The organism is Phenylobacterium sp. VNQ135 (assembly GCF_049445735.1).
Classification (GTDB): Bacteria; Pseudomonadota; Alphaproteobacteria; order Caulobacterales; family Caulobacteraceae; genus Phenylobacterium.
This window is the reverse complement of the sequence record NZ_JBMSDS010000002.1, coordinates 643805-666306: the sequence shown is the minus strand read 5'-3', so window position 1 is coordinate 666306 and position 22502 is coordinate 643805. Positions and strand designations below refer to the sequence as shown.

The window sequence follows — 22502 nt, the reverse complement described above, 5'->3', positions numbered from 1 at the left end:
CCTACATGGTCGGCCATGAGCGACAAGACCCCTGTAACAGTCCTGACCGGCTATCTCGGCGCGGGCAAGACCACCCTCCTGAACCGCATCCTCTCCGAGGACCACGGCAAGAAGTACGCCGTCATCGTCAACGAGTTCGGCGAGGTGGGCATCGACAACGACCTGATCGTCGGCGCCGACGAAGAGGTCTTCGAGATGAACAACGGGTGCGTCTGCTGCACCGTGCGCGGCGACCTGATCCGCGTGCTCTCGGGCCTGATGAAGCGCCAGGGGGGCAAGAACGGGGGCAAGTTCGACGCCATCATCGTCGAGACCACCGGCCTCGCCGATCCGGCCCCGGTCGCCCAGACGTTCTTCGTCGACGACGACGTCCGCGCCCGCACCGAGCTGGACAGCGTGACCACCGTCGTGGACGCCAAGCACCTGCCGCTGCGGCTCAAGGATTCCAAGGAGGCGGCCGAGCAGATCGCCTTCGCCGACCAGATCATCCTCAACAAGACCGATCTCGTCAGCGAGGCCGAGCTGGCCGAGGTGGAGCGGGCGATCCGCACCCTCAATCCGCTGGCCCCGATCCGCCGGGCCCAGCGCTCGAACGTGCCGCTGGACGCCATCCTCGGCCGTCACGCCTTCGACCTCGCCCGAGTGACCGAGCTGCAGCCCGACTTCCTCAATCCGGCGCACGGCGAGCCTGGCCACGTGCACGACGAGCACTGCGGCCACGACCACCATCACCACGATCACGATCATGATCACCATCATGATCACGGCCACGATCAACACCACGACCATGGCCACATCCACGACCACGTCGCCGAGAGCGGCATCAGCTCGATCTCGCTGACCGCCGACAGGCCGATCGACGCCAACAAGGTGACCGCCTGGCTGAACAACGTCCTGCAGACCCAGGGCGTCGACATCCTGCGCGCCAAGGGCATCCTGGACATCAAGGGCGAGGACCGGCGCCTCGTCTTCCAGGCGGTGCACATGATCCTGGAAGGCGACTTCCAGGGCCCCTGGCGCGAGAACGACAGGCGCTACTCGCGCCTGGTGTTCATCGGCCGCAACCTCGACGAAGCCGGCCTGCGCGCCGGCTTCGAGAGCTGCATCGCCGCCTAGCTGAACCGCTTCTGCAGGGCCGGGGCGCCGTCGGCGGCCCTGGCGAGCGCATCGGGATCGCCGTCGCGGACATAGGCCTCGACCGCGCGGGCCAGCGCCGCATAGGCGACGCGGAAAGGGTTGGTTGCGGACGAGAGCCGCCGCACGCCCAGGGCCTGCAGCCGCGCCGCGTTCGGCACGCCGGCCCAGCCCATGACGTTCAGCGGCAGGCGAATCTCGCCGGCCAGCCGGCCGATCAGGTCGGGATCGCTGGGGCCAGGCACGAAGATGCCGTCCGCGCCGGCGGCCTGGTAGCGGGCGGCGCGCGCGATGGTCTCGACATAGGCCGCCGGCCCTTCCGCGAGGCCCGCGAGATAGACGTCGGTGCGGGCGTTCACGAACAGCCGGTCGCCCAGGGCCTTCTTGATCGCTTCGATCTTGGCGGCGTGGAGCTCGGGCGCGCGCTTGCCGTCCTCGAGATTGACGCCGACCGCGCCGGCCTCCACGACGCGGGTCACGTTCTCCACCAGCTTGCCGAGGTCGTCCGTGTAGCCGCCCTCGATGTCGGCGGTGACGGGCGCGTCGACCACGCGGGCCACCTCGGCCACCGTCTCGATCACCTTGTCGATCGGCAGGGCGTCGCCGTCGGGATAGCCGTGGGCCCAGGCGACGGCGGCCGAGGACGTGGCCACCGCCTTGGCTCCGGCGTCGGCCATGACGGCGGCGCTGGCGGCGTCCCAGGCGTTGGGCAGCACCAGGATCTCGGCGCCGCGATGCAGGTTGCGGAAGGCTTCGGCCTTGGCGGTCTGGCTCATCTTTTCACTCCCCCGGTTTACGGTTCAGCTTATCAGACGCCGATATGGGAAGCGCTGTGACACGCCGCTCGCGGAAATCGGACGCGATCGGCGCGTTATCAGCGCCCTGAGGCTGGAGAGTTCGCATGGCATCGGGGCTGGTCGCCCTTCTCGACGACGTGGCCGCGATCGCCAAGGTGGCGGCCTCATCCCTGGACGACGTGTCCGCGGCAGCCGGAAAGGCCGGGACCAAGGCCGTCGGCGTCGTGGTCGACGACACCGCGGTGACGCCCAGCTACGCCACGGGCTTCACGCCGGACCGAGAGCTGCCGATCGTCTGGAAGATCTCGCTCGGATCGCTGCGCAACAAGTTCCTGTTCCTGCTGCCGGGCGCCCTGCTGCTCAGCGCGTTCGCGCCCTGGGCCGTGACGCCGATCCTGATGCTCGGCGGGACCTACCTCGCCTTCGAGGCGGCCGAGAAGATCCTGGAAGCGATCCGCCACGAGGACACCGCCGACGAGGCGGACGAACTGGCCCTGGGCTCCGCCGAGCTCGAGAAGGAAAAGGTCTCGGGGGCTATCCGCACCGACCTCATCCTTTCGGCCGAGATCACCGCCATCGCGCTCTCCAGCGTCACCGACAAGCCGCTGCTGGTGCAGGCCGCGGCGCTCGCCGTCGTGGGCCTGCTGATCACGGTCGGCGTCTATGGCGTCGTCGCCCTGATCGTGAAGATGGACGACATCGGCCTGCACCTCGCCAAGAGCGAGCGCGCGGCCACGCACCGCTTCGGCTGCGGCCTCGTGCGGGCCATGCCCGTCGTGCTGTCGTGGCTGGCCGGGATCGGGACGGCGGCCATGCTGTGGGTCGGCGGCGGCATCCTGCTGCACGGGCTGGAGCACTATCACGTCCCCGGCGTCACGGGCTTCGTCCACGCGCTGACCGAACCCGCCGCGCATCTTCCGATCGTGGGCGCGCTGGCCGGCTGGCTGGTGTTTGCGCTGATCTCGGCGGCGCTCGGACTGATCGTCGGCGGGATCGCCGCCGGCATTGTCCACCTCGTCTCGCATCGACGCTAGGGCCGGCCGCGGCTAAGACCCGGGCGTGCGCACCGCTCTCACCCGCCTGGCCCTGACCGACTTCCGCTCGTACGCGGCCGCCGAGCTGGCGCTCGACGGCCGCTCGGTGTGGCTGGCGGGCCCAAACGGCGCGGGCAAGACCAACCTTCTGGAGGCGGTCAGCTTCCTGATCCCCGGCCGCGGCCTGCGTGGCGCATCCATCGCCGAGGTGGGCCGTCGACTGCCCGGAGAGACGGTCGGCCGCGCCTGGGCCGTGGCGGCGACGCTCGCCTCGGGAGATGACGAAACCCGGCTGGGCACGGGCGTCGAGCTGCCTGGCGCCGCGCGGCGTGTCGTGCGTGTCGAAGGTGAACCCGCGCCGCCCGGCCGGCTCGCCGAACACGTCCGCCAGGTCTGGCTGACGCCGGCGCAGGACCGCCTCTTCCTCGAAGGCGCGGGCGACCGCCGCCGGTTTCTCGACCGCCTCGTCTTCGCCGCCGACCCGGGCCATGCGCCGCGGGTGCAGGCCTATGAGAAGGCGATGCGCGAGCGCATGCGGCTGCTCACCGACGCGTCGTCCCTCGGGCCGGCCGACCCCGCGTGGCTCGACGCGCTGGAGGCGCGGATGGCCGAGGCCGGCGCGCTGATGGCGGAGGCCCGGGCGGGCACGCTGGCGGCGCTTCAGGCCGAGATCGACACGCGCGGCGAGCGGCCCTTCCCGCAGGCGCGGCTCTCGCTGACCGGCGAGTGGGAGCAGATGGCGGGCGCCGGGGCAGGCTTCGCCGACATCGAGGCGAGGCTGGCCCGCAGCCTGGCCGCCGCCCGGGACCGGGACGCCGCCGCGGGGCGGGCGCTGACGGGGCCGCACCGCGGCGACCTCGCCGTGGTCCACGCAGAGAAGGACCGCCCCGCCGCCGAATGCTCCACCGGCGAGCAGAAGGCGCTGATCCTGAACCTGGTGCTGGCCCAGGCCGCCCGCCTCGCCCGCGCCGAGGGGCAGCCGGCGCCGATCCTCCTGCTGGACGAGGTGGCGGCCCACCTCGACCGCACCCGCCGCACCACACTGTTCGACGAACTCGAGGCGCTGGGCCTGCAGGCCTTCCTGACCGGCACCGACGAGCATCTGTTCGACGGCCTGCAGGGTCGGGCGCAGGGCTTTCGGGTCGACCCCGCGGGGCTGACGCCGCTCGGCTGAAGCGCGCGCGATCTGTCGCGCCGGCGGCGGTGTTCGTCGCCCTCCGCCTTGAGGCCTCTGGGACCGCCGCGGACCCTGGCCGTTCGCCTAGAGAGATTCGGATCGGAAATTCCCATGCGCCTCGCCCGCCTGCTCGTCCTCGCCGCGCCGCTCGCGCTCGCCGCCTGCAACGCCAAGCCCGAGGCGGAGACCGCAGCCGCCAGCGACGCCGCAGCCAAGGCGAGCGCGCCCGCCGAGCGGCTGACGCTCGGCGCAGACGGCCTGCCGCGGTTCCGCGAAGGCCTCTGGGAAGTGACGAAGATCGACGGCGGCGAACGCGAGGTGACCAAGCGCTGCACGGGCGCCGAAGTGAACCAGGAGATGCGCGAGATGCTCACGCGCGAGACCCCGGACTGCAAGACCGACCGCTCCAGCGGCCCCCTGGGCATCCGCGTCCACGCCGTGTGCGATCAGGGCAAGGGCCTGAAGACCGAGACCACCATGACGATGTCCGGTTCGTCGACCAGCTGGAGCTCGACCTTGGGCCTCTATGTCGTCACACCCGACGGCCGGCGCGACGGCGGCGAAATGACCATGAAGGCCCGCTGGATCGGGGCCTGTCCCGCCGGGGTGAAGCCGGGCGAAGACGTCGAGGGCTGAGCCCGCCTCCGAGCCGCGAATCCGATGGCGGCGCGCGACGTTGAAAAGCGTGCAGAATCAGCCGCGCACCCTATATACAGGACCTGAGAATCCGCGGGCGTCCACGCCCGCCAAACGGGCGTGTTCCACGGCCCTGACCTTCACCTGGGCCTGACCTCGTCATCCGCGCCCGATCGGACGAAGAATGAGCGAAGAGACCGAAACTCCCCACGAGGGAAATGGCGGTAATGGCGCCGCCGAGTACGGCGCCGAGTCGATCAAGGTCCTCAAGGGCCTGGACGCGGTGCGCAAGCGGCCGGGCATGTACATCGGCGACACCGACGACGGCTCGGGCCTGCACCACATGGTCTATGAGGTGGTGGACAACGCCATCGACGAGGCCCTGGCCGGCTACGCCACCCGCGTCGAGGTGATCCTCAATCCCGACGGCTCGTGCACGGTCACGGACGACGGCCGCGGCATCCCGACCGACATCCACGAGGGCGAAGGCGTCTCGGCGGCCGAGGTCATCATGACCCAGCTGCATGCCGGCGGTAAGTTCGACCAGAACAGCTACAAGGTCTCGGGCGGCCTGCACGGCGTGGGCGTCTCGGTGGTGAACGCCCTCTCCGACTTCCTCAAGCTGCGCATCCACCGCAACGGTGAGCAGCACGAGATGGAGTTCCGCCGCGGCGACGCGGTGTCGCCGCTGAAGGTGACCGGCAAGTCACCCCTGCGCGAGAACGGGGAGCCCCTGACCGGCACGGAAGTGACCTTCCTGCCGTCGCTGGAGACCTTCCGCTTCATCGACTTCGACCTGAAGACCCTGGAGCACCGCCTCCGCGAGCTGGCGTTCCTGAACTCCGGCGTGACGATCTGGCTGAAGGACCACCGCGGCGCCGAGCCGTTCGAGGAGGTGATGAGCTACGAGGGCGGGATCGAGGCCTTCGTGCGCCACCTCGACAAGGCCAAGCACCCCCTGGTCAAGGCGCCGATCGTGGTCCGCGGCCGGCGCGATACTGTCGAGCTGGACATGGCCCTGTGGTGGAACGACGGCTACCACGAGAACGTCCTCTGCTTCACGAACAACATCCCGCAGCGCGACGGCGGCACCCACCTCGCCGCCTTCCGCTCGGCGCTGACCCGCATCATCACGAACTATGCGGAGAGCTCGGGCACGACGAAGCGCGAGAAGGTCTCGGTCTCTGGCGAGGACGCCCGCGAAGGCCTGACCTGCGTGCTGTCGGTGAAGGTTCCGGACCCGAAGTTCTCGTCCCAGACCAAGGACAAGCTGGTCAGTTCGGAAGTGCGGCCGGCGGTCGAGAACCTCGTGAGCGAGGGCCTCTCGACCTGGTTCGAGGAGCACCCGAACGAAGCCAAGATGATCGTCCAGAAGATCGCCGAGGCCGCCGCCGCCCGCGAGGCGGCGCGGAAGGCCCGCGAGCTCACCCGCCGCAAGTCGGCGCTGGACATCACCTCGCTCCCCGGCAAGCTCGCCGACTGCTCCGAGAAGGACCCGGCCAAGTCCGAGATCTTCCTGGTGGAGGGCGACTCGGCCGGCGGCTCGGCCAAGCAGGCGCGCAACCGCGAGAACCAGGCGATCCTGCCGCTGCGCGGCAAGATCCTGAACGTCGAGCGCGCCCGCTTCGACAAGATGCTGTCGTCGGACCAGGTCGGCACGCTGATCACCGCGCTGGGCGCCGGCATCGGCCGCGACGACTTCGACATCGAGAAGCTGCGCTACCACAAGATCGTCATCATGACGGACGCCGACGTCGACGGCGCCCACATCCGGACCCTGCTGCTCACCTTCTTCTATCGGCAGATGCCGGAGGTGATCGAGCGCGGCTATCTCTATATCGCCCAGCCGCCGCTCTATAAGGCCGCCAAGGGCAAGTCCTCGCGCTACCTCAAGGACGACAGCGAGCTCGAGGCCTATCTGGTCAACGAGGGCACGGACGGCGCCATGCTGGAGCTCTCGTCAGGCGAGCGCCTGACCGGCCAGGACCTCCTGCGGCTAGTGAACACCTCGCGCGCCGCGCGCGCCAACGTCGAGCGCCTGGCCACCCGGGCGCCGGCCTTCGCCATCGAGCAGGCGGCGCTGGCCGGCCTGTTCGCCGACGGCGGCGGCGACGCCGCCGCGGCGGCCACGCGCCTGGACCTCTACGCCGAGGAAGGCGACGGCGCCTGGTCGGGCGAGAAGGGCGAGCAGGGCAGCTACGTCTTCAGCCGCATCAAGCGGGGCGTGTCCGAGCGCATCGTCCTGGACGACATCCTGCTGCACGCCGCCGACGCGCGGCGCCTGGCGGAGCGGGCCAAGGAGCTCTCCGAGACCTTCTCGGGCGTTGCCAGCTTCACCCGCAAGGACAAGACCACCACGGTGCGCGGGCCGCTCGACCTGGTTGCGGCGGTCATGGACGCCGGCCGCAAGGGCCTGTCGATCCAGCGCTACAAGGGCCTGGGCGAGATGAACCCCGACCAGCTCTGGGAAACCACCCTGGACGCCGAGGCCCGCACCCTGCTGCAGGTGAAGGTGACCCACGCCGACGACGCCGACGACATGTTCACCCGCCTCATGGGCGACTTGGTGGAACCCCGCCGCGAGTTCATCCAGGAGAACGCCCTCGACGCCGAGGTCGACGTCTAGGCCGCTACTTCTCGAGCGTGGGCCACTTCACGCCCAGCTGGTCGAGATAGGTCGGGTGCTTGGCGGGGTCGTAGTAGAACTTCCGCATCTCCGGCCGGAACCGCGCCATGATGTCGGTGTTGAGCTCGGTCGCCGGCTTGTCGCCGGCCGCGATCATCGGGACGTAGGTCTCGTTCTTCTGCTGCACGTCCGTGAAGTAGGCCTTGGCCGCCGCCCGCAGCTTCGGCTGGACCAGCAGGTCCAGCACGGTCATGGCGACGACCTTCGAGCCGGCCATGTTGCCCTTGTGCGCGATCGGCGTGGCCATCGAGATGGCGTTGGCCCAGTTGTGGCCGGGCAGGCCAGGGATGTTCGACGGGTAACGCACCGTGATGGTGGGCGCGACCCACGAGACGTCGCCGATATCGTCCGAACCGCCGCTCTCCGGCTTCTCCTTGGGCGGTTCAAGCTTGTCGAGCTTGGTGTCCAGGCCCTCGGTCTTGTCGGCCCCCACGTGCTTCTGAACCGCCTTGGCGAAGGCCTGGTCGTCGGCCGTCCACCTGGGCAGGCCCACCTGGAGGATGTTGGCGTAGGCGGCCTCGGCCATCGGCTTGTTGAAGTGGCGCGGCGCGGCCGTGCCCAGCACCCGGCGGCTGACCGTGGTGTCGGTCATCATGGCCGCGCCGTCAGCGATCCGGTTGCCGACCGCGTAGAGGTCGCTGATGCGTTTGAAGTCCTGTTCCCGGAAATAGTACCAGACGCTCGCCCGCTCGGGGACGACATTGGGCTGGTCGCCGCCATCGCGGATCACATAGTGCGACCGCTGCTCCGGGCGGATGTGCTCGCGGCGGTATTCCCAGCCGGTGTTCATCAGGGAGACTGCGTCCAGCGCCGACTTGCCCATCCAGGGTTTGCCGGCCGAGTGGGCGGTCGAGCCCTGGAACGTGTATTCCACCGAGACGAGGCCCGTGCCCATCGGCTTGCCCCAGCTGACGCCGAGGTTGTCGCCGACGTGGGTGAAGATCACCGCGTCCACGTCCTTGAAGACGCCGTCACGCACCATGTAGGCCTTGCCGGCCACCAGCTCCTCGGCGACTCCGGGCCAGAGCATCAGCGTCCCGGCGACGCCTTCCTTCTGCATGATGTCCTTGACGGCCAGGGCGGCGACGACGTTCACGGCCTGGCCCGAGTTGTGGCCCTCGCCGTGGCCGGGCGCGCCCTCCACGAGGGGCTTGCGCCACGGGATGCCCGGGGTCTGCGACGCCTTGGGGATGCCGTCGATGTCCGAGCCCAGGGCGATCACCGGCCCGCCGGATTTGTTGGTCCAGGTGGCGACCCAGCCGGTGGGCAGGCCGGAGACCCCGCGGGTGACGGTGAAGCCGTGCTTCTCGAGGATGTCGGTGATGTAGCGCGAGGTCTCCACCTCCTGGAAGCCGAGCTCGCCGAAGGAGAAGATGCTGTCGTTCATCTCCTGGCTGAGCTTGGCCCGCGCCTCTACGCCGGCGACCGCCTGCTTCTTGAGCGCCGGCAGCGGCGCGGCGGCCGCCGACGTGGCGGTCGCGGACAGGACGGCGAGGCTCGCGGCGAGCGCGACCGGCAGCGCGGACTTCATGGAATACTTCCCCCGGGATCACTGAGGGGACGACGCTGGACGAGGCGCCTCGCGGTTGTCCAGCCCTTCGCAGCCGAGTGAGCCCGAACCGCCACGCCGCCGCCGGTAAGGCAGGCTCCCGGCGACGGCCGCGCCCGAACTGGGGCGAACGCCGGTCTCTGTTGCTCAAGGATCACGCGCCCGCGCCTTTCTAAAGGCGCGGGCGTCTCCGCATGACGGGACCATCAACCTCTGGTGTAGCTTCCGCGACATCACGGCCGAGTCGGGCGGCCGACACGACGCACAGGGGATCTCCATGACGATGATGGCTTCGCGGCGCGTGGCGCTGGCGGCGGGCGTGGCTATGGCGGTGCTGGCCGGAGCGGCCCAGGCGCAGGCCCAGGACACGACCCAGGTGGGCGAGGTGATCGTCACCGCCCAGAAGCGGGCGCAGAACATCAACGACGTGCCGGCGGCGGTGACCGCCGTCTCCGGCGAGAAGCTGGACGCCATCCGCTCGTCGGGCGGCGACATCCGCGTCTTCTCGGCGCGCGTCCCCAGCCTGACGCTGGAGAGCTCGTTCGGCCGCACCTTCCCGCGGCCCTACATCCGCGGCCTGGGCAACACCGACTTCGACCTGAACGCCAGCCAGCCGGTCAGCTTCATCTACGACGAGGTCGTGCTGGAGAACCCGGTGCTGAAGGGCTTCCCGCTCTTCGACATCGACCAGGTGGAAGTGCTCAAGGGACCGCAGGGCACCCTGTTCGGACGCAACACGCCGGCCGGCGTGCTGAAGTTCGACAGCGCCAAGCCCACGCAGGCGCTGGAGGGCTACGGCCGCGCCTCATACGCCACCTTCGACACCATCAACCTGGAAGGTGCCGTCTCGGGCCCGATCGTGCCGGGCATGCTCGCCGGGCGCCTCTCGGCCCTCTACCAGCACCGCTCCGACTGGGTCGACAACACCCTGACGCCCAAGGACAACGACACCGAGGGCTACGACCAGATCGCCGTCCGCGGCCAACTTCTCTGGACGCCGACCGAAGAGCTTTCGGCCCTGCTGAACCTGCACTACCAGCACCTGGACGGCACGCCGCGCCTGTTCCGCGCCAACATCATCCAGAAGGGCACGAACAACTTCGTGCCGGGCTTCGAGCGCGACGAGATCAGCCAGGACGCGCAGGGCCGCGCCTACCAGAAGATCGAGTCCTCGGGCGCCAACCTGCGCCTGACCTACGACCTGGGCCAAGCCGAGATCACCTCGATCACCGCCTATGAGCGGGTCGACGCCTATTCGCGCGGCGACATCGACGGCGGCTTCGGGGCCGTCTTCGCCCCGCCCTCGGGCCCCGGCGTGATCCCGTTCCCGTCCGAGAGCGCCGACGGCATCCCGTTCCACCGGCAGTTCACCCAGGAAGTCCGCGTCAGCGGCGACAACGGGCAGCTCGGCTACACCGTGGGCGCGTTCTACTTCAACGAAAGCGTCAAGATCGACAGCTTCGACTACAACACCCTCGCGGGGGGCGCCCTGCAGGGCTACGCCTACCAGAACCAGAAGTCCGAGAGCTGGGCCCTCTTCGCCAACCTCGACTATGACGTGAGCGAGCGCCTGAACGTCGGCGGCGGCGTCCGTTACTCCGACGATAAGAAGGACTTCCTGGCCCAGCGCGCGCTGTCGCCGTTCGGCGCCCCGCCCACCGGCATCCTGCGCGCCAATCCCGACTCCAGCGAGGTCAGCTTCAACCTCAACGCCACCTATGCGGCGACCGACGACGTGAACCTCTACGCCCGCGTCGCCCGCGGCTACCGCGCGCCCTCGATCCAGGGCCGCCTGGTGTTCGGCGACACCCTCTCGATCGCCGAGAAGGAGACGGTGATGTCGTACGAGGCCGGGGTGAAGGGCGTTCTGCCCTCGGGCCGCGCCCGCTTCGACGCGGCGGTCTTCTACTATGACGCCAAGGACCTGCAGATCACCGCGGTTGGCGGCGGCGCCAACTTCAACCGCCTGCTGAACGCCGACAAGGCGGTGGGCTATGGCTTCGAATTCAACGCCGAGGCCGAGCCGATCGACAACCTCGAGCTGACCGCGGGGCTGTCCTACAACAACACCGAGCTGAAGGACTCCGGCCTCTTCACCCAGCCGTGCGGCAGCGGCTGCACGGTGCTGGACCCGGCCGGCCCGCTCGCCGGCACCGTCAGCATCGACGGCAACAGCCTGCCGAACGCGCCGAAATGGATCGCCAACTTCACGGCCGGCTATTCCTGGCCGCTCGCGTCGGGCGAGCTGTTCGTCTTCACCGACTGGGCCTACCGCTCGAAGGTCAACTTCTTCCTCTACGAGTCGGCCGAGTACAGCGACGACAAGCTGCTGGAGGGCGGCCTGCGCCTCGGCTACCGCGCGGCGGAAGGCCGGTACGAAGTGGCCGTCTTCGGCCGCAACATCACCAACGACCGCAGCCTGGAAGGCGGCATCGACTTCAACAACCTGACCGGGTTCGTGAACGATCCGCGGACCCTGGGCGTGGAAGTGAAGGCGAGCTTCTGATCGCCTGATCTGGATCAAGGCGGCGGCGGCGGCGCGGCCCCAGGTTTGGCCACGGTCAAGCTTGGGAGCCCTTCATGCGCATGATTGCCGCCGCCCTCGTCCTCGCCTGCGCCGCCGCCCAGCCCGCAGCGGCCCAGGACGCGATCCTCGCCGACCGGATGTCGCGCGAGGCCGAACTCGCCGACCAGAACCGCCGCAGCGAAGCCCTCAACGCCGAGGTCAACCGCCGCAACGCCGAGGTGGACGCGCGCAACGCCGCCGTGCGCGCCGCCCACGAGAAGGCCGAGGCCGACTACCGCAAGGCCCTGGAGGACCGGGACGCCGCCCAGGCGCTCGCCGTTTCCCAGCACCTGAAGGCGATGGAAGCCTGGCGCATCGCCGTCGCCGCCTGTCGGGCGGGCGACCTGACCGCCTGCGAGCCGCACGAGTGAGGCCGAGGTCCGTTCGTCGCGGGTGACCTTCGGGCTTCGCCGCCCTATCTTCCCCGCATGACCGACACGCTCGACGCCGCGCCCGAAGTCCTGGGCGAGATCCCCCGCGAACCGACCCAGGACGGGCCCAAGGTCCGCCTCTATCTGGTGGACGGCTCGGGCTTCATCTTCCGCGCCTTCCACGCCCTGCCGCCGCTGACGCGCAAGACCGACGGCCTCCCGATCGGCGCCGTCTCCGGCTTCTGCAACATGATCTGGAAGCTGCTGGTCGAGATGCGCAGCCAGGCCGACGCGCCGACGCACCTGGCCGTCGTCTTCGACCATTCCGAAGAGACGTTCCGCAACAAGCTGTACGACCAGTACAAGGCCCACCGGCCGCCGCCGCCCGAGGACCTGGTCCCGCAGTTTCCGCTGGTCCGCGAGGCGACCAAGGCCTTCGGCGTGCCGTGCCTGGAGTTGCCCGGCTACGAGGCCGACGACTTGATCGCCGCCTATGCCTGCAAGGTGCGGGACCTGGGCGGGGAGGTCGTCATCGTCTCGTCCGACAAGGACCTGATGCAGCTGGTCGGGCCGCAGGTCTTCATGCTCGACACCATGAAGAACCTGCGGATCGGCATCGAGCAGGTCATCGAGAAGTTCGGCGTTACGCCGGACAAGGTCGTCGATGTGCAGGCCCTTTGCGGCGATTCGGTCGACAACGTGCCGGGCGCGCCGGGCATCGGCATCAAGACCGCCTCGCAGCTCATCACCGAATACGGCGACCTCGACACGCTGCTGGCCCGCGCCTCCGAGATCAAGCAGCCCAAGCGGCGCGAGACCCTGATCGAGTACGCCGACCAGATCCGGCTGTCGCGCGAGCTGGTGCGCCTGGACTGCGACACGCCCCTGCCCTGCCCGCTCGACGAGCTGGCGGTGGACGATCCGGACCCGGCGGTCCTCGCCGCATTCCTGGAGAAGATGGAATTCCGCACGCTGGCCCGCCGGGTCGGCGACGGCAAGGTGCCGGTCGGCGGGGAAGCGCCCGCCGCGACCCCCGCGCCCGAGGCGCGGGCGCCGAGCGCGCCCAAGCACGGGGCCGTGGATGTGGAGACCTACGTCTGCGTGCGGGACGAGGCGACCCTGGAGGCCTGGATCGCCCGGGCCTACGAGGTCGGCGTCATCGCCTTCGACACCGAGACGGACGCGCTGTCGTCCTCGGCGGCCAACCTGTGCGGCGTCTCTCTGGCCGTCGCGCCGGGCGAGGCCTGCTACATCCCCGTGGGCCACGAGCACGAGCACGAGGCCACGGGCGGCCTCGACTTCGAGGCCAAGGAAGCGGTGGACCAGATGCCGCTGGAGACGGTCGTGGCGCGGCTGAAGCCGCTGCTGGAAGACCCGGCCGTCCTGAAGGTGGCCCAGAACGCCAAGTACGATCTCGCCGTCCTCAAGCGTCACGGCATCGACGTGGGCCCGATCGACGACACCATGCTGATCAGCTTCACGCTGGAAGGCGGCCTGCGGAAAGGCCACGGCATGGACGAGCTGTCCAAGACCTGGCTCGATCACGAGCCGATCAGCTTCAAGACGGTCGCCGGCACGGGCAAGACCCAGAAGAGCTTCAAGCATGTCGCCCTGAAGGAGGCGACCTGCTACGCGGCCGAGGACGCCGACGTGACCCTCCGCCTCTGGGAGCACCTGAAGCCGCGGCTCGCGCACGAGGGGCTCGCCACCGTGTACGAGACCACGGAGCGGCCCCTGCCGCGCGTGCTGGTCGACATGGAGCTGGCGGGCGTCAAGGTCGACCCCCAGCGGCTGCGCGAGCTCTCCAACGACTTCGGCGTCCGCATGGGCGAACTGGAGGTCGAGGCCCATCGCCTCGCCGGCCGGCCGTTCAACCTGGGCAGCCCCAAGCAGATCGGCGAGATCCTCTACCAGGAGATGGGCCTCGCCTCGGGTAAGGCGACGGGCACCGGCGCGGCCTCGACGGACGCCTCGGTGCTGGAGGACCTCGCCGCCCAGGGCCACGAGCTGCCGCGCATCCTCCTGGACTGGCGCCAGCTCTCGAAGCTGAAGGGGACCTATACCGACAACCTGGTCGAGGCGATCAACCCCAAGACCGGACGGGTGCACACCTCGTTCAAGATGGCGGCGGCCACCACGGGGCGCCTGGCGTCCGAGGACCCCAACCTCCAGAACATCCCGATCCGCACGGAGGAGGGCCGCAAGATCCGCAAGGCCTTCGTGGCCGAGCCCGGCCATGTGCTGATCAGCGCCGACTACAGCCAGATCGAACTGCGCCTGCTGGCCCACATCGGCGACATCCCGCAGCTGAAGCGCGCCTTCGCCGAGGGCCTCGACATCCACGCCATGACCGCCTCCGAGATGTTCGGCGTACCGGTGGAGGGGATGCCGGCCGAGACGCGGCGGCGGGCCAAGGCGATCAACTTCGGCATCGTCTATGGCATCTCGGCCTTCGGCCTGGCCAACCAGCTCTCGATCCCGCGCGAGGAGGCCGGCGCCTACATCAAGACCTACTTCGAGCGCTTTCCCGGCATCCGGACCTACATGGACCGCATGCAGCAGCAGGTGCGCTCGCAGGCTTTCGTCACCACCATCTTCGGCCGCAAGGTCCACATCCCGGCGGCCCGCGGGAAGAGCCAGGCCGAGCGCAGCTTCGCCGATCGCGCCGCCATCAACGCCCCGATCCAGGGCGCGGCGGCCGACGTCATTCGGCGCGCCATGATCCGTATGCCGGATGCGCTACGGGAAGCCGGGCTCTCTGCGAAGATGCTGCTGCAGGTGCACGACGAACTGGTGTTCGAGGCGCCCGAGGCCGAGGCCGACGCGGTGATCGCGGTCGCCAAGCGGGTCATGGAGACGGCGCCGGAACCGGCGCTGCAGCTCTCGGTGCCGCTGGTGGTCGAGGCCCGCGCCGCATCCAACTGGGACGACGCCCACTAGCCTCCCCGGAACCGCCGCCGCATCGTTCCGTTGCGGACGGATGGTCGACGCCCCCGCGCTGCGCCTGGGCCGCCGCTTCGAGCGGCGGCCGGTCGCGGCCCTCATCGAACTGGCCGCCCGGGCCGGCTACCTGGCGCGGGGCGCGGTGCACGTCAGCATTGGCGCCATTGCGCTGCTGGCGGCGCTGGACGTCACGCCTCGGGCCGAGGGTGTCGCCGGGGCCATGGACGCCTGGCGCGAGTGGCCGGCCGGGATCGTCCTGCTCTGGCTGATCGGCCTCGGCCTCTACGCCTTCGCGGGCTGGCGCGCGCTGCAGGCGGTCTTCGACGTCGACGGTCAGGGCCGCAAGCCGAAAGCCCTCCTGGCGCGCCTGGGGCAGGCGGTCAGCGGGGCGGTGTACGCCGGGATGGCGGTCTCGGTGTTCGGTCTGCTCGACGCGATCGAAGACCTGGGCGAGACCGACGACCAGGCGAAGACGCGGGCGTTCGTGGCGAGGATGCTGGACCTGCCCATGGGCGGTTGGCTGGTCGCGGGAACCGGCCTGTTCGTCGCCGGCTGCGGCGTGGGCAGCATCGCCCGCGCTCTCCTCGACCATTTCGGCCGGGATCTGCAGGGCGACCGCGACACGCGGCGATGGGCCGTCGCGCTGGCGCGGATCGGCTACCTGGGCCGCGGCGTCGCCTTGCTGCCGGCCGGTCTGTTCCTGGTGGTCGCAGGCCTCCACGCCCGCGCCTCGGAAGCCCGGGGCCTGGGCGGGGCGCTCGACGCCCTGGAGCGGCAGCCGCTCGGCACGCCGTTCCTCAGCCTCACGGCTCTGGGCCTGATCGCCTTCGGATTCTTCGCCGTGGCGGAGGGATGGCTTCGGCCCATGCGGCCGGAACGGGCGCTGGATTAGGGCGGCGGCCGGCGGCGTGAAGGCTGGCGATGTTCCTGAGGTTCTTCATCCACGCGGGTGGATGGTGGAGCCGAGGGGAGTCGAACCCCTGACCTCCTCATTGCGAACGAGGCGCTCTACCAACTGAGCTACGGCCCCAGGAAGGCGCGGAATAAGGCGATTGGCGGGGGTGCTGTCAAGCGCCCGGTTCCGGCTTCGCCTTGCCTGCGGCCAAAAGGCCGCTAAACGGGAGACATGGCCAGCTTCGTCTACTTCATCCTCGACAGCCTGCTCGGGCTCCTGATCCTGGCGATCATCGTCAGCGCGATCCTGTCCTGGCTGGTGGCGTTCAACGTCATCAACCTGCGCAACCAGTTCGTCTATGGCGTGGTGCGCTTCCTGGACGCGGTGACGCGCCCGGTGCTCGCGCCGTTCCAGAAGGTGATTCCCCCGCTGGGCGGCGTCGATATCAGCCCGATCATCGCGATCCTCGTGCTGCAGGGCATCAAGCTCTACCTGCTGCCGATGATCTTCCGGCCGCTGCAGGGCCTGCTGGGCTGACCCTGCGCCTCACCGTCCGGGTGACGCCGAAGGGCGGCCGCGACGCCGTCGACGGCTGGACTTGCGACGAGGCGGGCCGTCCGGTCCTGAAGGTCCGCGTCAGCGCCGCGCCGGCCGACGGCCAGGCCAACGCCGCCGTTGTCGCGCTAATCGCCAAGGCGCTCGGCGTCCCTCGCTCCGCCGTGCGGATCGCATCGGGCGAGACCGCGCGCGTGAAGCGACTGGAGATCGAACAGGCCGCAGAGGCCGACCTCGTCCGGGCGTTCGGCTCCGCCGGCTAGGCCGACGGTTTTTTGCCGGCGGCGGGAACTTGCTTTTTGACAGGCAGTTGTATGGGCGATCGCTCAACGACTTGCCTGTCGGACACGAGCGGTCGCAGATCGGCCCGGCCCAACACCCCTGGCATCCCCCCGACCGCGGCCGGGCCGATCTCCCACTTCCAGACCTTCCGATCCGCCGCGCAGACGGCTAGCCTTGCGCGATGTCGACCGCCGACCTCGCCCGGATGATCGCCGAGGCCCGCCGCATGGTGGTGTTCACCGGCGCGGGCATCTCCACCGAATCCGGCATTCCCGACTTCCGCAGTCCCGGCGGCGTCTGGTCGAAGATGAAGCCCATCTACTTCCAGGAGTTCGTCGCCAGCGAGGAGAAGCGGCGCGAGGCCTGGGAGCGGGCGTTTTCGGGCCGCGCCGGCTGGGTGGGACGCGAGCCCAACGCGGGCCACATGGCCGTCGCCAGGCTGGTCGCCGGGGGCAAGTGCAGCGCCGTGATCACCCAGAACGTCGACAACCTGCACCAGGCCTCTGGCGTGCCGGCTGCACGGGTGATCGAACTGCACGGCAACGCCAGCTACGCCACCTGCCTCGAATGCGGCCTGCGCCACGAACTGGGGGAGCTGAAGAGCCTCTACGACGCCACCGGCGACCTGCCCGCCTGCCGGTCCTGCAGCGGCCTGGTGAAGACCGCCACCATCTCGTTCGGCCAGTCGATGCCGCTGGAGCCGATGGCCCGCGCCGAGGCGGAGACCCTGGCCTGCGACCTCTTCCTCGTGCTGGGCTCCTCGCTGGTGGTCTATCCGGCGGCCGGCTTCCCCCTGATGGCCAAGCAGCACGGGGCGAAACTCGCCATCGTCAACCGCGAGCCGACCGACCTCGACCCCTATGCCGATCTCGTCCTGCACGACGAGATCGGCCCCGTGATGACGGCCGCGGCGCCCGCCGACTAAACCGCCCCAATCGGTCGTTTCGTCACACCACCGCCTTGATCGGCGGGTTATGCGCGGGCTTCCCCTCGCTTCGGAGTTCCCGTCCCTTGATGCTTCGTGCTGTCGCCGCCACCGCCGCCCTGCTCGCACTTTCCGCCTGCGGCTCGCGCGAGACGGGCTCCGCCTCGTCCAGCGATCCCAATGCGGGCTTCGACGCCCAGATCCCGGCCTGGCGGACCGACATCGAGGCCACGCACGCCGCTTGCGCGACCAAGAACAACGGCAAGGGCTGCGAAGGCTTCGAGGTGACCTGCAAGGGCGCCATGCCCCTGACGGCCGACGACACCGCCAAGGGCGTGACCGCGAAGGTGGTCGCCGCCATGCGCTTCGCCTCCACCAGCGCCGACGGCTCGACCGGCAAGTCGGCCATGGCCTATGCCGAGTTCACCAAGGCGGGCAGCCAGTGGAGCCGGGCCGAGACCAAGCCGCTGAACCCGACCACCTGCGCGGCGCTCTAGCCTGGGGCGCCGGGGCTAGGTGGCCCCAGGGTCAGGTTCGGTCTAATCCAGGGCCATGACCCAGGCCATCGATCCGGACCGTCCCGCGCGCCCCAACCGCAGCCAGCTGTCCGTCCCCGGCTCGTCCGCCCGCTTCATCGAGAAGGCGGCGGGCTCGGCGGCCGACATCGTCATGCTGGACCTCGAGGACGCGGTCGCCCCGCCCGACAAGCCGCAGGCGCGACGGACGGTGATCGAGGCCCTGGGCGACATCGACTGGGGCGATCGCACGGTCTCGGTGCGGATCAACGCGCTCGATACGCCCTTCATGTACCGCGACCTCATCGAGGTGGCCGAGCAGGCGCCGCGGGTGGATCTCATCATGGTCCCCAAGATCAACCGCCCGGCCGACGTCCACCTGCTGGACGTGCTGCTCTCGCAGATCGAGGCCGCCACCGGCCGCCCGCGCATCGGCCTGGAGCTGCAGATCGAGACGGCCGAGGGGCTGCAGAACGTCGACGCCATCGCCGCGGCGAGCCCTCGCGTGGAGAGCCTGCATTTCGGCCCCGGCGACTATGCCGCCTCGATCGGCGCGCGCACGGTCTCCATCGGCGGCCCGGTGCCGGACTACGCCGTGCTGGCCGAACCCGATGCGGCCGGCGCGCGGCCGCCCTACTACGGCGACGCCTGGCACTATGCGCTGGCCCGGATCGTCGTCGCCTGCCGCGCCGCCGGCGTGCGGCCGGTGGACGGGCCGTATGCCGACTTCCGCGACCCCGAGGGCCTGCGGTGGAGCGCGCGCCGCGCCTCGGCCCTCGGCTTCGAAGGGAAGTGGGCGATCCATCCCGACCAGATCGCCATCCTCAACGAGGTGTTCAGCCCGACGGCGGACGAGGTCGCCCGCGCCCGCCGGATCCTCGAGGCGCTGGCCGAGGGCGAGCGGGCGAACCGCGGCGCCGTGGCCATCGACGGCCGCATGGTCGACGCCGCCTCGATCCGCCAGGCCGAGGTCCTCGTGGCGAAGGCCGAACGGCTGGGGATCGCCTAGGACCGGCCCAGCAGCCCCCGGGCGATCACCTGCGCCTGGATCTCCGCCGCCCCCTCGAAGATGTTGAGGATGCGGGCGTCGGCCAGCACCCGGCTCATCTCGAACTCCAGCGCATAGCCGTTGCCGCCGTGCACCTGGACGCCGGCGTCGGCGTTGGACCACGCGACCCGCGCCGCCAGCAGCTTGGCCATGCCGGCCTCGATGTCGCAGCGCTCGCCGAGGTCCTTGGTCCGGGCGGCGAAGTAGCTGAGCTCGCGCGCGGTCACCGTCTCCACCAGGGCCAGCGCCAGCTTGTCGGCCACGCGGGGGAATTCGATGATCGGCCGGCCGAACTGCCGCCGCTCGGTCGCATAGCGCATGGCCAGATCGAAAGCGTTCCAGGCGACGCCCGTCGCCCGAGCCGCCGTCTGGATCCGCGCCGCCTCGAAGGTGCGCATGAGCTGCTTGAAGCCCTGGCCCTCCGCCTGGCCCAGCAGGCCCTCCGGCGGCACGGCGAAGTCCTCGAAGGCCAGCACGTATTCCTTCATGCCGCGGTAGCCGAGCACGCCGATCTCGCTGCCCGACAGGCCGCGATCGGGGAACGGCTCTTCGGGCGTGCCGCGGGTCTTCTCGGCCAGCATCATCGACAGGCCGCCGTGGCCCCGGTTGTCGAGATCGGTGCGCACCAGCACGGTCATCAGGTCGCTGCGCGAGGCATGCGTGATCCAGGTCTTGGCGCCGTTGATCCGCCACGAGCCGTCGGCCGCCTTCGTCGCCCGCGTGCGCAGGGAGGCCAGGTCCGAGCCCGTGTCGGGCTCGGTGAACACCGCCGTCGGCAGCACCTCGCCGGACGCGATCTTGGGCAGCCAGCACGCCTTCTGGTGCGGCGTCCCGGCGGTGGCGATCAGCTCGCCGGCGATCTCCGAGCGCGTCCCCAGCGAGCCCGCGGCGATCCAGCCGCGCGACAGCTCCTCCGAGACCACGCATATCGCGAGCTTGCCAAGGCCCAGGCCGCCGTATTCCGGATCGATGCAGACCCCGAAGACGCCGAGTTCGCCCATCTCGCGGACCACCTCGTCGGGGATCAGCACGTCGTCCAGGTGCCACCTGTGGGCGAAGGGCGCGACGCGTTCGGCGGCGAAGCGGCGGAACTGGCCCCGCACCGCATCCAGCGTCTCGTCGCCGAGGCCCTCGTAGGGCCGCCAGCCGGAGACCAGCTTCTCCACCAGCGCCTTGCGCGTCCCCAGCGTGTTGCCGTTGGCCAGGAACCAGCCGGCGCCAGGATCGCGCGCGAGCCCTGAGGCCGCTTCCTCGGCCCCGAAATCCCACGGTCTGGCCAGCTCGTTCTGGCTCATCGGCAGGCCGCCCAGGAGCTGGGCCAGATACTCCCCGAAGGCGATGCGCAGGACGAGCTGCTCGCCTTCGCCGAACGCGCCGGCGCCTTGAGCCCGCTGCGCCCACTGATGCAGCTGCGCCAAGGCCTCCACGGTGGTGGCCGCCCAGGCGAAGGCGTGCACGCCGCGCTGGGCCGCATCGAGCTTGGCCGGATCCACCGCCCCGCCGGGCGCCACCGCCCCCGCCACGCCCGTCTTCGCCTCGTCCACGAAGCGCCGCAGCGCCGCCACGGCGCTCCCGGCGCGGATCAGCAGGTCGGCCATGCGGGGTTCTCCTTCGAGCTTCGGATCCGGTCATGGCCTGCTGGCCCTGCGGAAGACAAGCGCGCGCCGCACCGTCACCGCATCGTCACGCCTGTCACATCGAGGCGTCACCGATTCGCGCCAGAGAGGCCCCGCCTGCCGCCGGAGGCCTGTCGATGGTCCTGACGATGCTCGCAACGACCGGGGTGCTCGCCGTCGCGCCTCCGCCGGTCCCGCCCCAATCCGCGCCGCCGGCGGCGCGTGAGATCAGCGTCCTAACCTATAATGTCCGCGGCCTGCCCTGGCCGGTGGCCCACGGCCGGGCCCGGGCGCTGCGCGCCATCGGCGCCGAGCTCGCGGCGCTGCGCCGCGAGGGCCGCCAGCCCGACGTCGTCCTGCTGCAGGAGGGCTTCCGCGGCGAGGTGGCCGACCTCGTCCATGCCAGCGGCTACCGCTACTGGGCCCAGGGGCCGCGCCGCGAAGGGTTCCGCAAGCTCACCAGCGGCGGCCTGCACGTCCTGAGCGACCTGCCGATCCGCTCGACGGTCAGCGCGCCATACACGGCCTGCGCCGGTTTCGACTGCCTGGCCGCCAAGGGCGTCATGCTGGTCCGGCTTGAGCTCGACGGCGGTCTGGTGGACGTCGTGAACACCCACATGAACTCCCGGCGCGCCAGCCGCGCCGGCCCCGCCCAGGCCCGCGCCGCGCACAACCGCCAGACGGAGGAACTGCAGGCCTTCCTCGCGCGGCACGCTGTCCCCGGTCGCCCCATCCTGATCGGCGGCGACTTCAACGTGAAGAACGCGCCCGAACGCTACGATCACCGGGTCGAAGCCAGGCCCTACGTGGTGGTCAGCGAGTTCTGCCGACGCGGGCCGGGCGGCCCCTGCCTCGATGGGCCGGCCGCCGAAGCCCAGCCCTGGCTCATGTCGCAGGACCTCCAGGCCTTCGTCAGCCCGGCGCCCGGCGCGGTGCGCCCGTTGCGGATCCAGGCGGCGTTCGACGGCGTGGCCGGCGCCCGGTTGTCGGACCACGACGGCTACATGGTGCGCTACGCCGTCAGTCCCGCGGGCGATCCGACCCTGGCTCACGCCCGTCGCCCGGGGGGCCCGCCAGGCCCCGTCGCCTGGCGCGCGGCCGACGGCCGCTGATCACCAGCGCGTCGTGATCCCCACCGCATAGGTCCTCGGCCTACGCGTCTCGGGCGGCAGCCAATCCTGGGCCAGCGCCGCCTCGGTCTGGTCGGGCTGTCGCTTCTGCAGGTCGACGAACAGTTCGAGCCGGTCGGTCAGCGCGTAACCCAGTTTCGCGCGCTTGCGCGGCGCGGCGGGCTGGCCGGCGGCCGGCGTCAGGACCTGGAGCCGTCGCTCGGCGGGAAGGTAGGCGGCTTCCGCCGTGCCTCGAGGCGACTGATAGAGGAGCCGGACGCCACCGGCCGGCGCAGCCTCCAGCGCCACGCCGGGCCCTTCGCCCCAGATCTGGGCCGCGAGCGCCGCGCGCACCTCGTCCCGCGGCGCCTGCCCCTGGGCCCTGGCCGGCTCGCCCGACAGCAGGGCGGCCGCCCCCGCCGCAACCCCTGCGGCCCACCGCTTGCGCATCCGAACCACTCCCCCAGATCCAGATGGCGCTGGCCTAGGCGAGTCGCGCGTCGCGCACGTCACGGTTGGACGTCACATCGGTGACAGTCGCTGCATCCGCTCACTGAAAGGGAAGAAGTGGTGCCGCCTAGGTGACTCGAACACCTGACCTACGCATTACGAATGCGCCGCTCTACCGGCTGAGCTAAGGCGGCCCACAGGGCGTCCGCGGGAT

The 22502-nt window shown here is 70.4% G+C and carries 19 protein-coding genes and 2 tRNA genes; 15 read left to right on the top strand and 6 right to left on the bottom strand.

Features of this window, described 5'->3' with window-relative positions; translation table 11 throughout:
• Nucleotides 1–15 precede the first annotated feature (15 nt).
• Complete coding sequence (locus ACO2Q0_RS09080) at nucleotides 16–1116, top strand: CobW family GTP-binding protein (RefSeq protein ID WP_423351170.1); 1101 nt, start codon at nucleotides 16–18, stop codon at nucleotides 1114–1116.
• On the opposite strand, the gene ACO2Q0_RS09075 is transcribed toward ACO2Q0_RS09080, so the two are convergent.
• Nucleotides 1113–1910, bottom strand: a complete 798-nt coding sequence (locus ACO2Q0_RS09075) for an isocitrate lyase/PEP mutase family protein (RefSeq protein WP_423351169.1) — start codon at nucleotides 1908–1910, stop codon at nucleotides 1113–1115. The two genes, ACO2Q0_RS09080 and ACO2Q0_RS09075, sit on opposite strands and share 4 nt — an antisense overlap.
• Before the next feature lie 125 nt (nucleotides 1911–2035).
• On the opposite strand from ACO2Q0_RS09075, the gene ACO2Q0_RS09070 reads away from it, so the two are divergent.
• The 4 genes from ACO2Q0_RS09070 to gyrB all read left to right on the top strand — a co-directional run bounded on the left by ACO2Q0_RS09070 (nucleotide 2036) and on the right by gyrB (nucleotide 7404).
• Nucleotides 2036–2965, top strand: coding sequence for a DUF808 domain-containing protein (locus ACO2Q0_RS09070; RefSeq protein ID WP_423351168.1), 930 nt, complete (start codon nucleotides 2036–2038; stop codon nucleotides 2963–2965).
• Between the two features lie 25 nt (nucleotides 2966–2990).
• A complete protein-coding gene (recF, locus tag ACO2Q0_RS09065; protein ID WP_423351167.1) occupies nucleotides 2991–4139 on the top strand; it encodes a DNA replication/repair protein RecF in 1149 nt (382 codons plus the stop codon).
• A 114-nt stretch (nucleotides 4140–4253) separates the two neighbouring features.
• On the top strand, nucleotides 4254–4778 hold the full coding sequence (locus ACO2Q0_RS09060; protein WP_423351166.1) for a DUF3617 domain-containing protein: 525 nt from the start codon (nucleotides 4254–4256) through the stop codon (nucleotides 4776–4778).
• Nucleotides 4779–4962: 184 nt separating this feature from the next.
• On the top strand, nucleotides 4963–7404 hold the full coding sequence (gyrB, locus tag ACO2Q0_RS09055; protein ID WP_423351165.1) for a DNA topoisomerase (ATP-hydrolyzing) subunit B: 2442 nt from the start codon (nucleotides 4963–4965) through the stop codon (nucleotides 7402–7404).
• Nucleotides 7405–7408: 4 nt separating this feature from the next.
• Here gyrB and ACO2Q0_RS09050 read toward each other — a convergent pair whose 3' ends face one another.
• Nucleotides 7409–8995: an amidohydrolase gene (locus tag ACO2Q0_RS09050; protein ID WP_423351164.1), complete on the bottom strand. Its 1587-nt coding sequence runs from the start codon at nucleotides 8993–8995 to the stop codon at nucleotides 7409–7411.
• 295 nt (nucleotides 8996–9290) lie between these two features.
• Between ACO2Q0_RS09050 and ACO2Q0_RS09045 the strand changes: the two genes are divergently transcribed.
• From ACO2Q0_RS09045 to ACO2Q0_RS09030, 4 genes are all read left to right on the top strand, one after another.
• Complete coding sequence (locus ACO2Q0_RS09045) at nucleotides 9291–11519, top strand: TonB-dependent receptor (RefSeq protein WP_423351163.1); 2229 nt, start codon at nucleotides 9291–9293, stop codon at nucleotides 11517–11519.
• 74 nt (nucleotides 11520–11593) lie between these two features.
• Entirely contained in the window at nucleotides 11594–11950 is a 357-nt protein-coding gene (locus ACO2Q0_RS09040; protein WP_423351162.1) for a hypothetical protein, read from the top strand.
• Between the two features lie 57 nt (nucleotides 11951–12007).
• Nucleotides 12008–14890 (top strand): DNA polymerase I, encoded by a 2883-nt coding sequence (polA, locus tag ACO2Q0_RS09035; RefSeq protein WP_423351161.1) that lies wholly within the window; start codon nucleotides 12008–12010, stop codon nucleotides 14888–14890.
• A gap of 40 nt (nucleotides 14891–14930) precedes the next feature.
• Nucleotides 14931–15785, top strand: a complete 855-nt coding sequence (locus tag ACO2Q0_RS09030) for a DUF1206 domain-containing protein (RefSeq protein WP_423351160.1) — start codon at nucleotides 14931–14933, stop codon at nucleotides 15783–15785.
• A gap of 62 nt (nucleotides 15786–15847) precedes the next feature.
• Here ACO2Q0_RS09030 and ACO2Q0_RS09025 read toward each other — a convergent pair.
• Nucleotides 15848–15923: transfer RNA gene (locus tag ACO2Q0_RS09025), tRNA-Ala, on the bottom strand.
• A gap of 96 nt (nucleotides 15924–16019) precedes the next feature.
• Here ACO2Q0_RS09025 and ACO2Q0_RS09020 point away from each other — a divergent pair.
• The 5 genes from ACO2Q0_RS09020 to ACO2Q0_RS09000 all read left to right on the top strand — a co-directional run bounded on the left by ACO2Q0_RS09020 (nucleotide 16020) and on the right by ACO2Q0_RS09000 (nucleotide 19074).
• Nucleotides 16020–16325 (top strand): YggT family protein, encoded by a 306-nt coding sequence (locus ACO2Q0_RS09020; RefSeq protein ID WP_423351159.1) that lies wholly within the window; start codon nucleotides 16020–16022, stop codon nucleotides 16323–16325.
• A gap of 2 nt (nucleotides 16326–16327) precedes the next feature.
• Complete coding sequence (locus tag ACO2Q0_RS09015; protein WP_423351592.1) at nucleotides 16328–16606, top strand: DUF167 domain-containing protein; 279 nt, start codon at nucleotides 16328–16330, stop codon at nucleotides 16604–16606.
• A 200-nt stretch (nucleotides 16607–16806) separates the two neighbouring features.
• On the top strand, nucleotides 16807–17550 hold the full coding sequence (locus ACO2Q0_RS09010) for an SIR2 family NAD-dependent protein deacylase (protein WP_423351158.1): 744 nt from the start codon (nucleotides 16807–16809) through the stop codon (nucleotides 17548–17550).
• A gap of 89 nt (nucleotides 17551–17639) precedes the next feature.
• On the top strand, nucleotides 17640–18047 hold the full coding sequence (locus tag ACO2Q0_RS09005) for a hypothetical protein (RefSeq protein ID WP_423351157.1): 408 nt from the start codon (nucleotides 17640–17642) through the stop codon (nucleotides 18045–18047).
• Between the two features lie 55 nt (nucleotides 18048–18102).
• Entirely contained in the window at nucleotides 18103–19074 is a 972-nt protein-coding gene (locus ACO2Q0_RS09000; protein ID WP_423351156.1) for an HpcH/HpaI aldolase/citrate lyase family protein, read from the top strand.
• Here ACO2Q0_RS09000 and ACO2Q0_RS08995 read toward each other — a convergent pair.
• Nucleotides 19071–20711: an acyl-CoA dehydrogenase family protein gene (locus ACO2Q0_RS08995; RefSeq protein ID WP_423351155.1), complete on the bottom strand. Its 1641-nt coding sequence runs from the start codon at nucleotides 20709–20711 to the stop codon at nucleotides 19071–19073. The genes ACO2Q0_RS09000 and ACO2Q0_RS08995 overlap by 4 nt on opposite strands.
• A 155-nt stretch (nucleotides 20712–20866) precedes the next feature.
• On the opposite strand from ACO2Q0_RS08995, the gene ACO2Q0_RS08990 reads away from it, so the two are divergent.
• The gene (locus tag ACO2Q0_RS08990) at nucleotides 20867–21841 is read left to right on the top strand and encodes an endonuclease/exonuclease/phosphatase family protein (RefSeq protein ID WP_423351154.1); all 975 of its coding nucleotides are present in this window, start codon (nucleotides 20867–20869) and stop codon (nucleotides 21839–21841) included.
• On the opposite strand, the gene ACO2Q0_RS08985 is transcribed toward ACO2Q0_RS08990, so the two are convergent.
• Nucleotides 21842–22288, bottom strand: coding sequence for a hypothetical protein (locus ACO2Q0_RS08985; protein WP_423351153.1), 447 nt, complete (start codon nucleotides 22286–22288; stop codon nucleotides 21842–21844). It lies immediately after the preceding gene.
• 118 nt (nucleotides 22289–22406) lie between these two features.
• Nucleotides 22407–22482 (bottom strand) — tRNA-Thr (locus ACO2Q0_RS08980).
• Between the last annotated feature and the right edge of the window lie 20 nt (nucleotides 22483–22502).

Excerpts from the sequence above, each read along its gene's own strand:
- ACO2Q0_RS09080 (WP_423351170.1), top strand. The coding sequence starts at position 16 with ATGAGCGACAAGACCCCTGTAACAGTCCTGACCGGCTATCTCGGCGCG.
- ACO2Q0_RS09045 (WP_423351163.1), top strand. The coding sequence starts at position 9,291 with ATGACGATGATGGCTTCGCGGCGCGTGGCGCTGGCGGCGGGCGTGGCT.
- ACO2Q0_RS09005 (WP_423351157.1), top strand. The coding sequence starts at position 17,640 with ATGCTTCGTGCTGTCGCCGCCACCGCCGCCCTGCTCGCACTTTCCGCC.
- polA (WP_423351161.1), top strand. The coding sequence starts at position 12,008 with ATGACCGACACGCTCGACGCCGCGCCCGAAGTCCTGGGCGAGATCCCC.
- ACO2Q0_RS08985 (WP_423351153.1), bottom strand. The coding sequence starts at position 22,288 with ATGCGCAAGCGGTGGGCCGCAGGGGTTGCGGCGGGGGCGGCCGCCCTG.
- ACO2Q0_RS08995 (WP_423351155.1), bottom strand. The coding sequence starts at position 20,711 with ATGGCCGACCTGCTGATCCGCGCCGGGAGCGCCGTGGCGGCGCTGCGG.
- ACO2Q0_RS09060 (WP_423351166.1), top strand. The coding sequence starts at position 4,254 with ATGCGCCTCGCCCGCCTGCTCGTCCTCGCCGCGCCGCTCGCGCTCGCC.
- ACO2Q0_RS08990 (WP_423351154.1), top strand. The coding sequence starts at position 20,867 with ATGGTCCTGACGATGCTCGCAACGACCGGGGTGCTCGCCGTCGCGCCT.
- ACO2Q0_RS09070 (WP_423351168.1), top strand. The coding sequence starts at position 2,036 with ATGGCATCGGGGCTGGTCGCCCTTCTCGACGACGTGGCCGCGATCGCC.
- ACO2Q0_RS09010 (WP_423351158.1), top strand. The coding sequence starts at position 16,807 with ATGTCGACCGCCGACCTCGCCCGGATGATCGCCGAGGCCCGCCGCATG.
- ACO2Q0_RS09020 (WP_423351159.1), top strand. The coding sequence starts at position 16,020 with ATGGCCAGCTTCGTCTACTTCATCCTCGACAGCCTGCTCGGGCTCCTG.
- ACO2Q0_RS09040 (WP_423351162.1), top strand. The coding sequence starts at position 11,594 with ATGCGCATGATTGCCGCCGCCCTCGTCCTCGCCTGCGCCGCCGCCCAG.
- gyrB (WP_423351165.1), top strand. The coding sequence starts at position 4,963 with ATGAGCGAAGAGACCGAAACTCCCCACGAGGGAAATGGCGGTAATGGC.
- ACO2Q0_RS09050 (WP_423351164.1), bottom strand. The coding sequence starts at position 8,995 with ATGAAGTCCGCGCTGCCGGTCGCGCTCGCCGCGAGCCTCGCCGTCCTG.
- ACO2Q0_RS09030 (WP_423351160.1), top strand. The coding sequence starts at position 14,931 with ATGGTCGACGCCCCCGCGCTGCGCCTGGGCCGCCGCTTCGAGCGGCGG.
- ACO2Q0_RS09075 (WP_423351169.1), bottom strand. The coding sequence starts at position 1,910 with ATGAGCCAGACCGCCAAGGCCGAAGCCTTCCGCAACCTGCATCGCGGC.
- ACO2Q0_RS09000 (WP_423351156.1), top strand. The coding sequence starts at position 18,103 with ATGACCCAGGCCATCGATCCGGACCGTCCCGCGCGCCCCAACCGCAGC.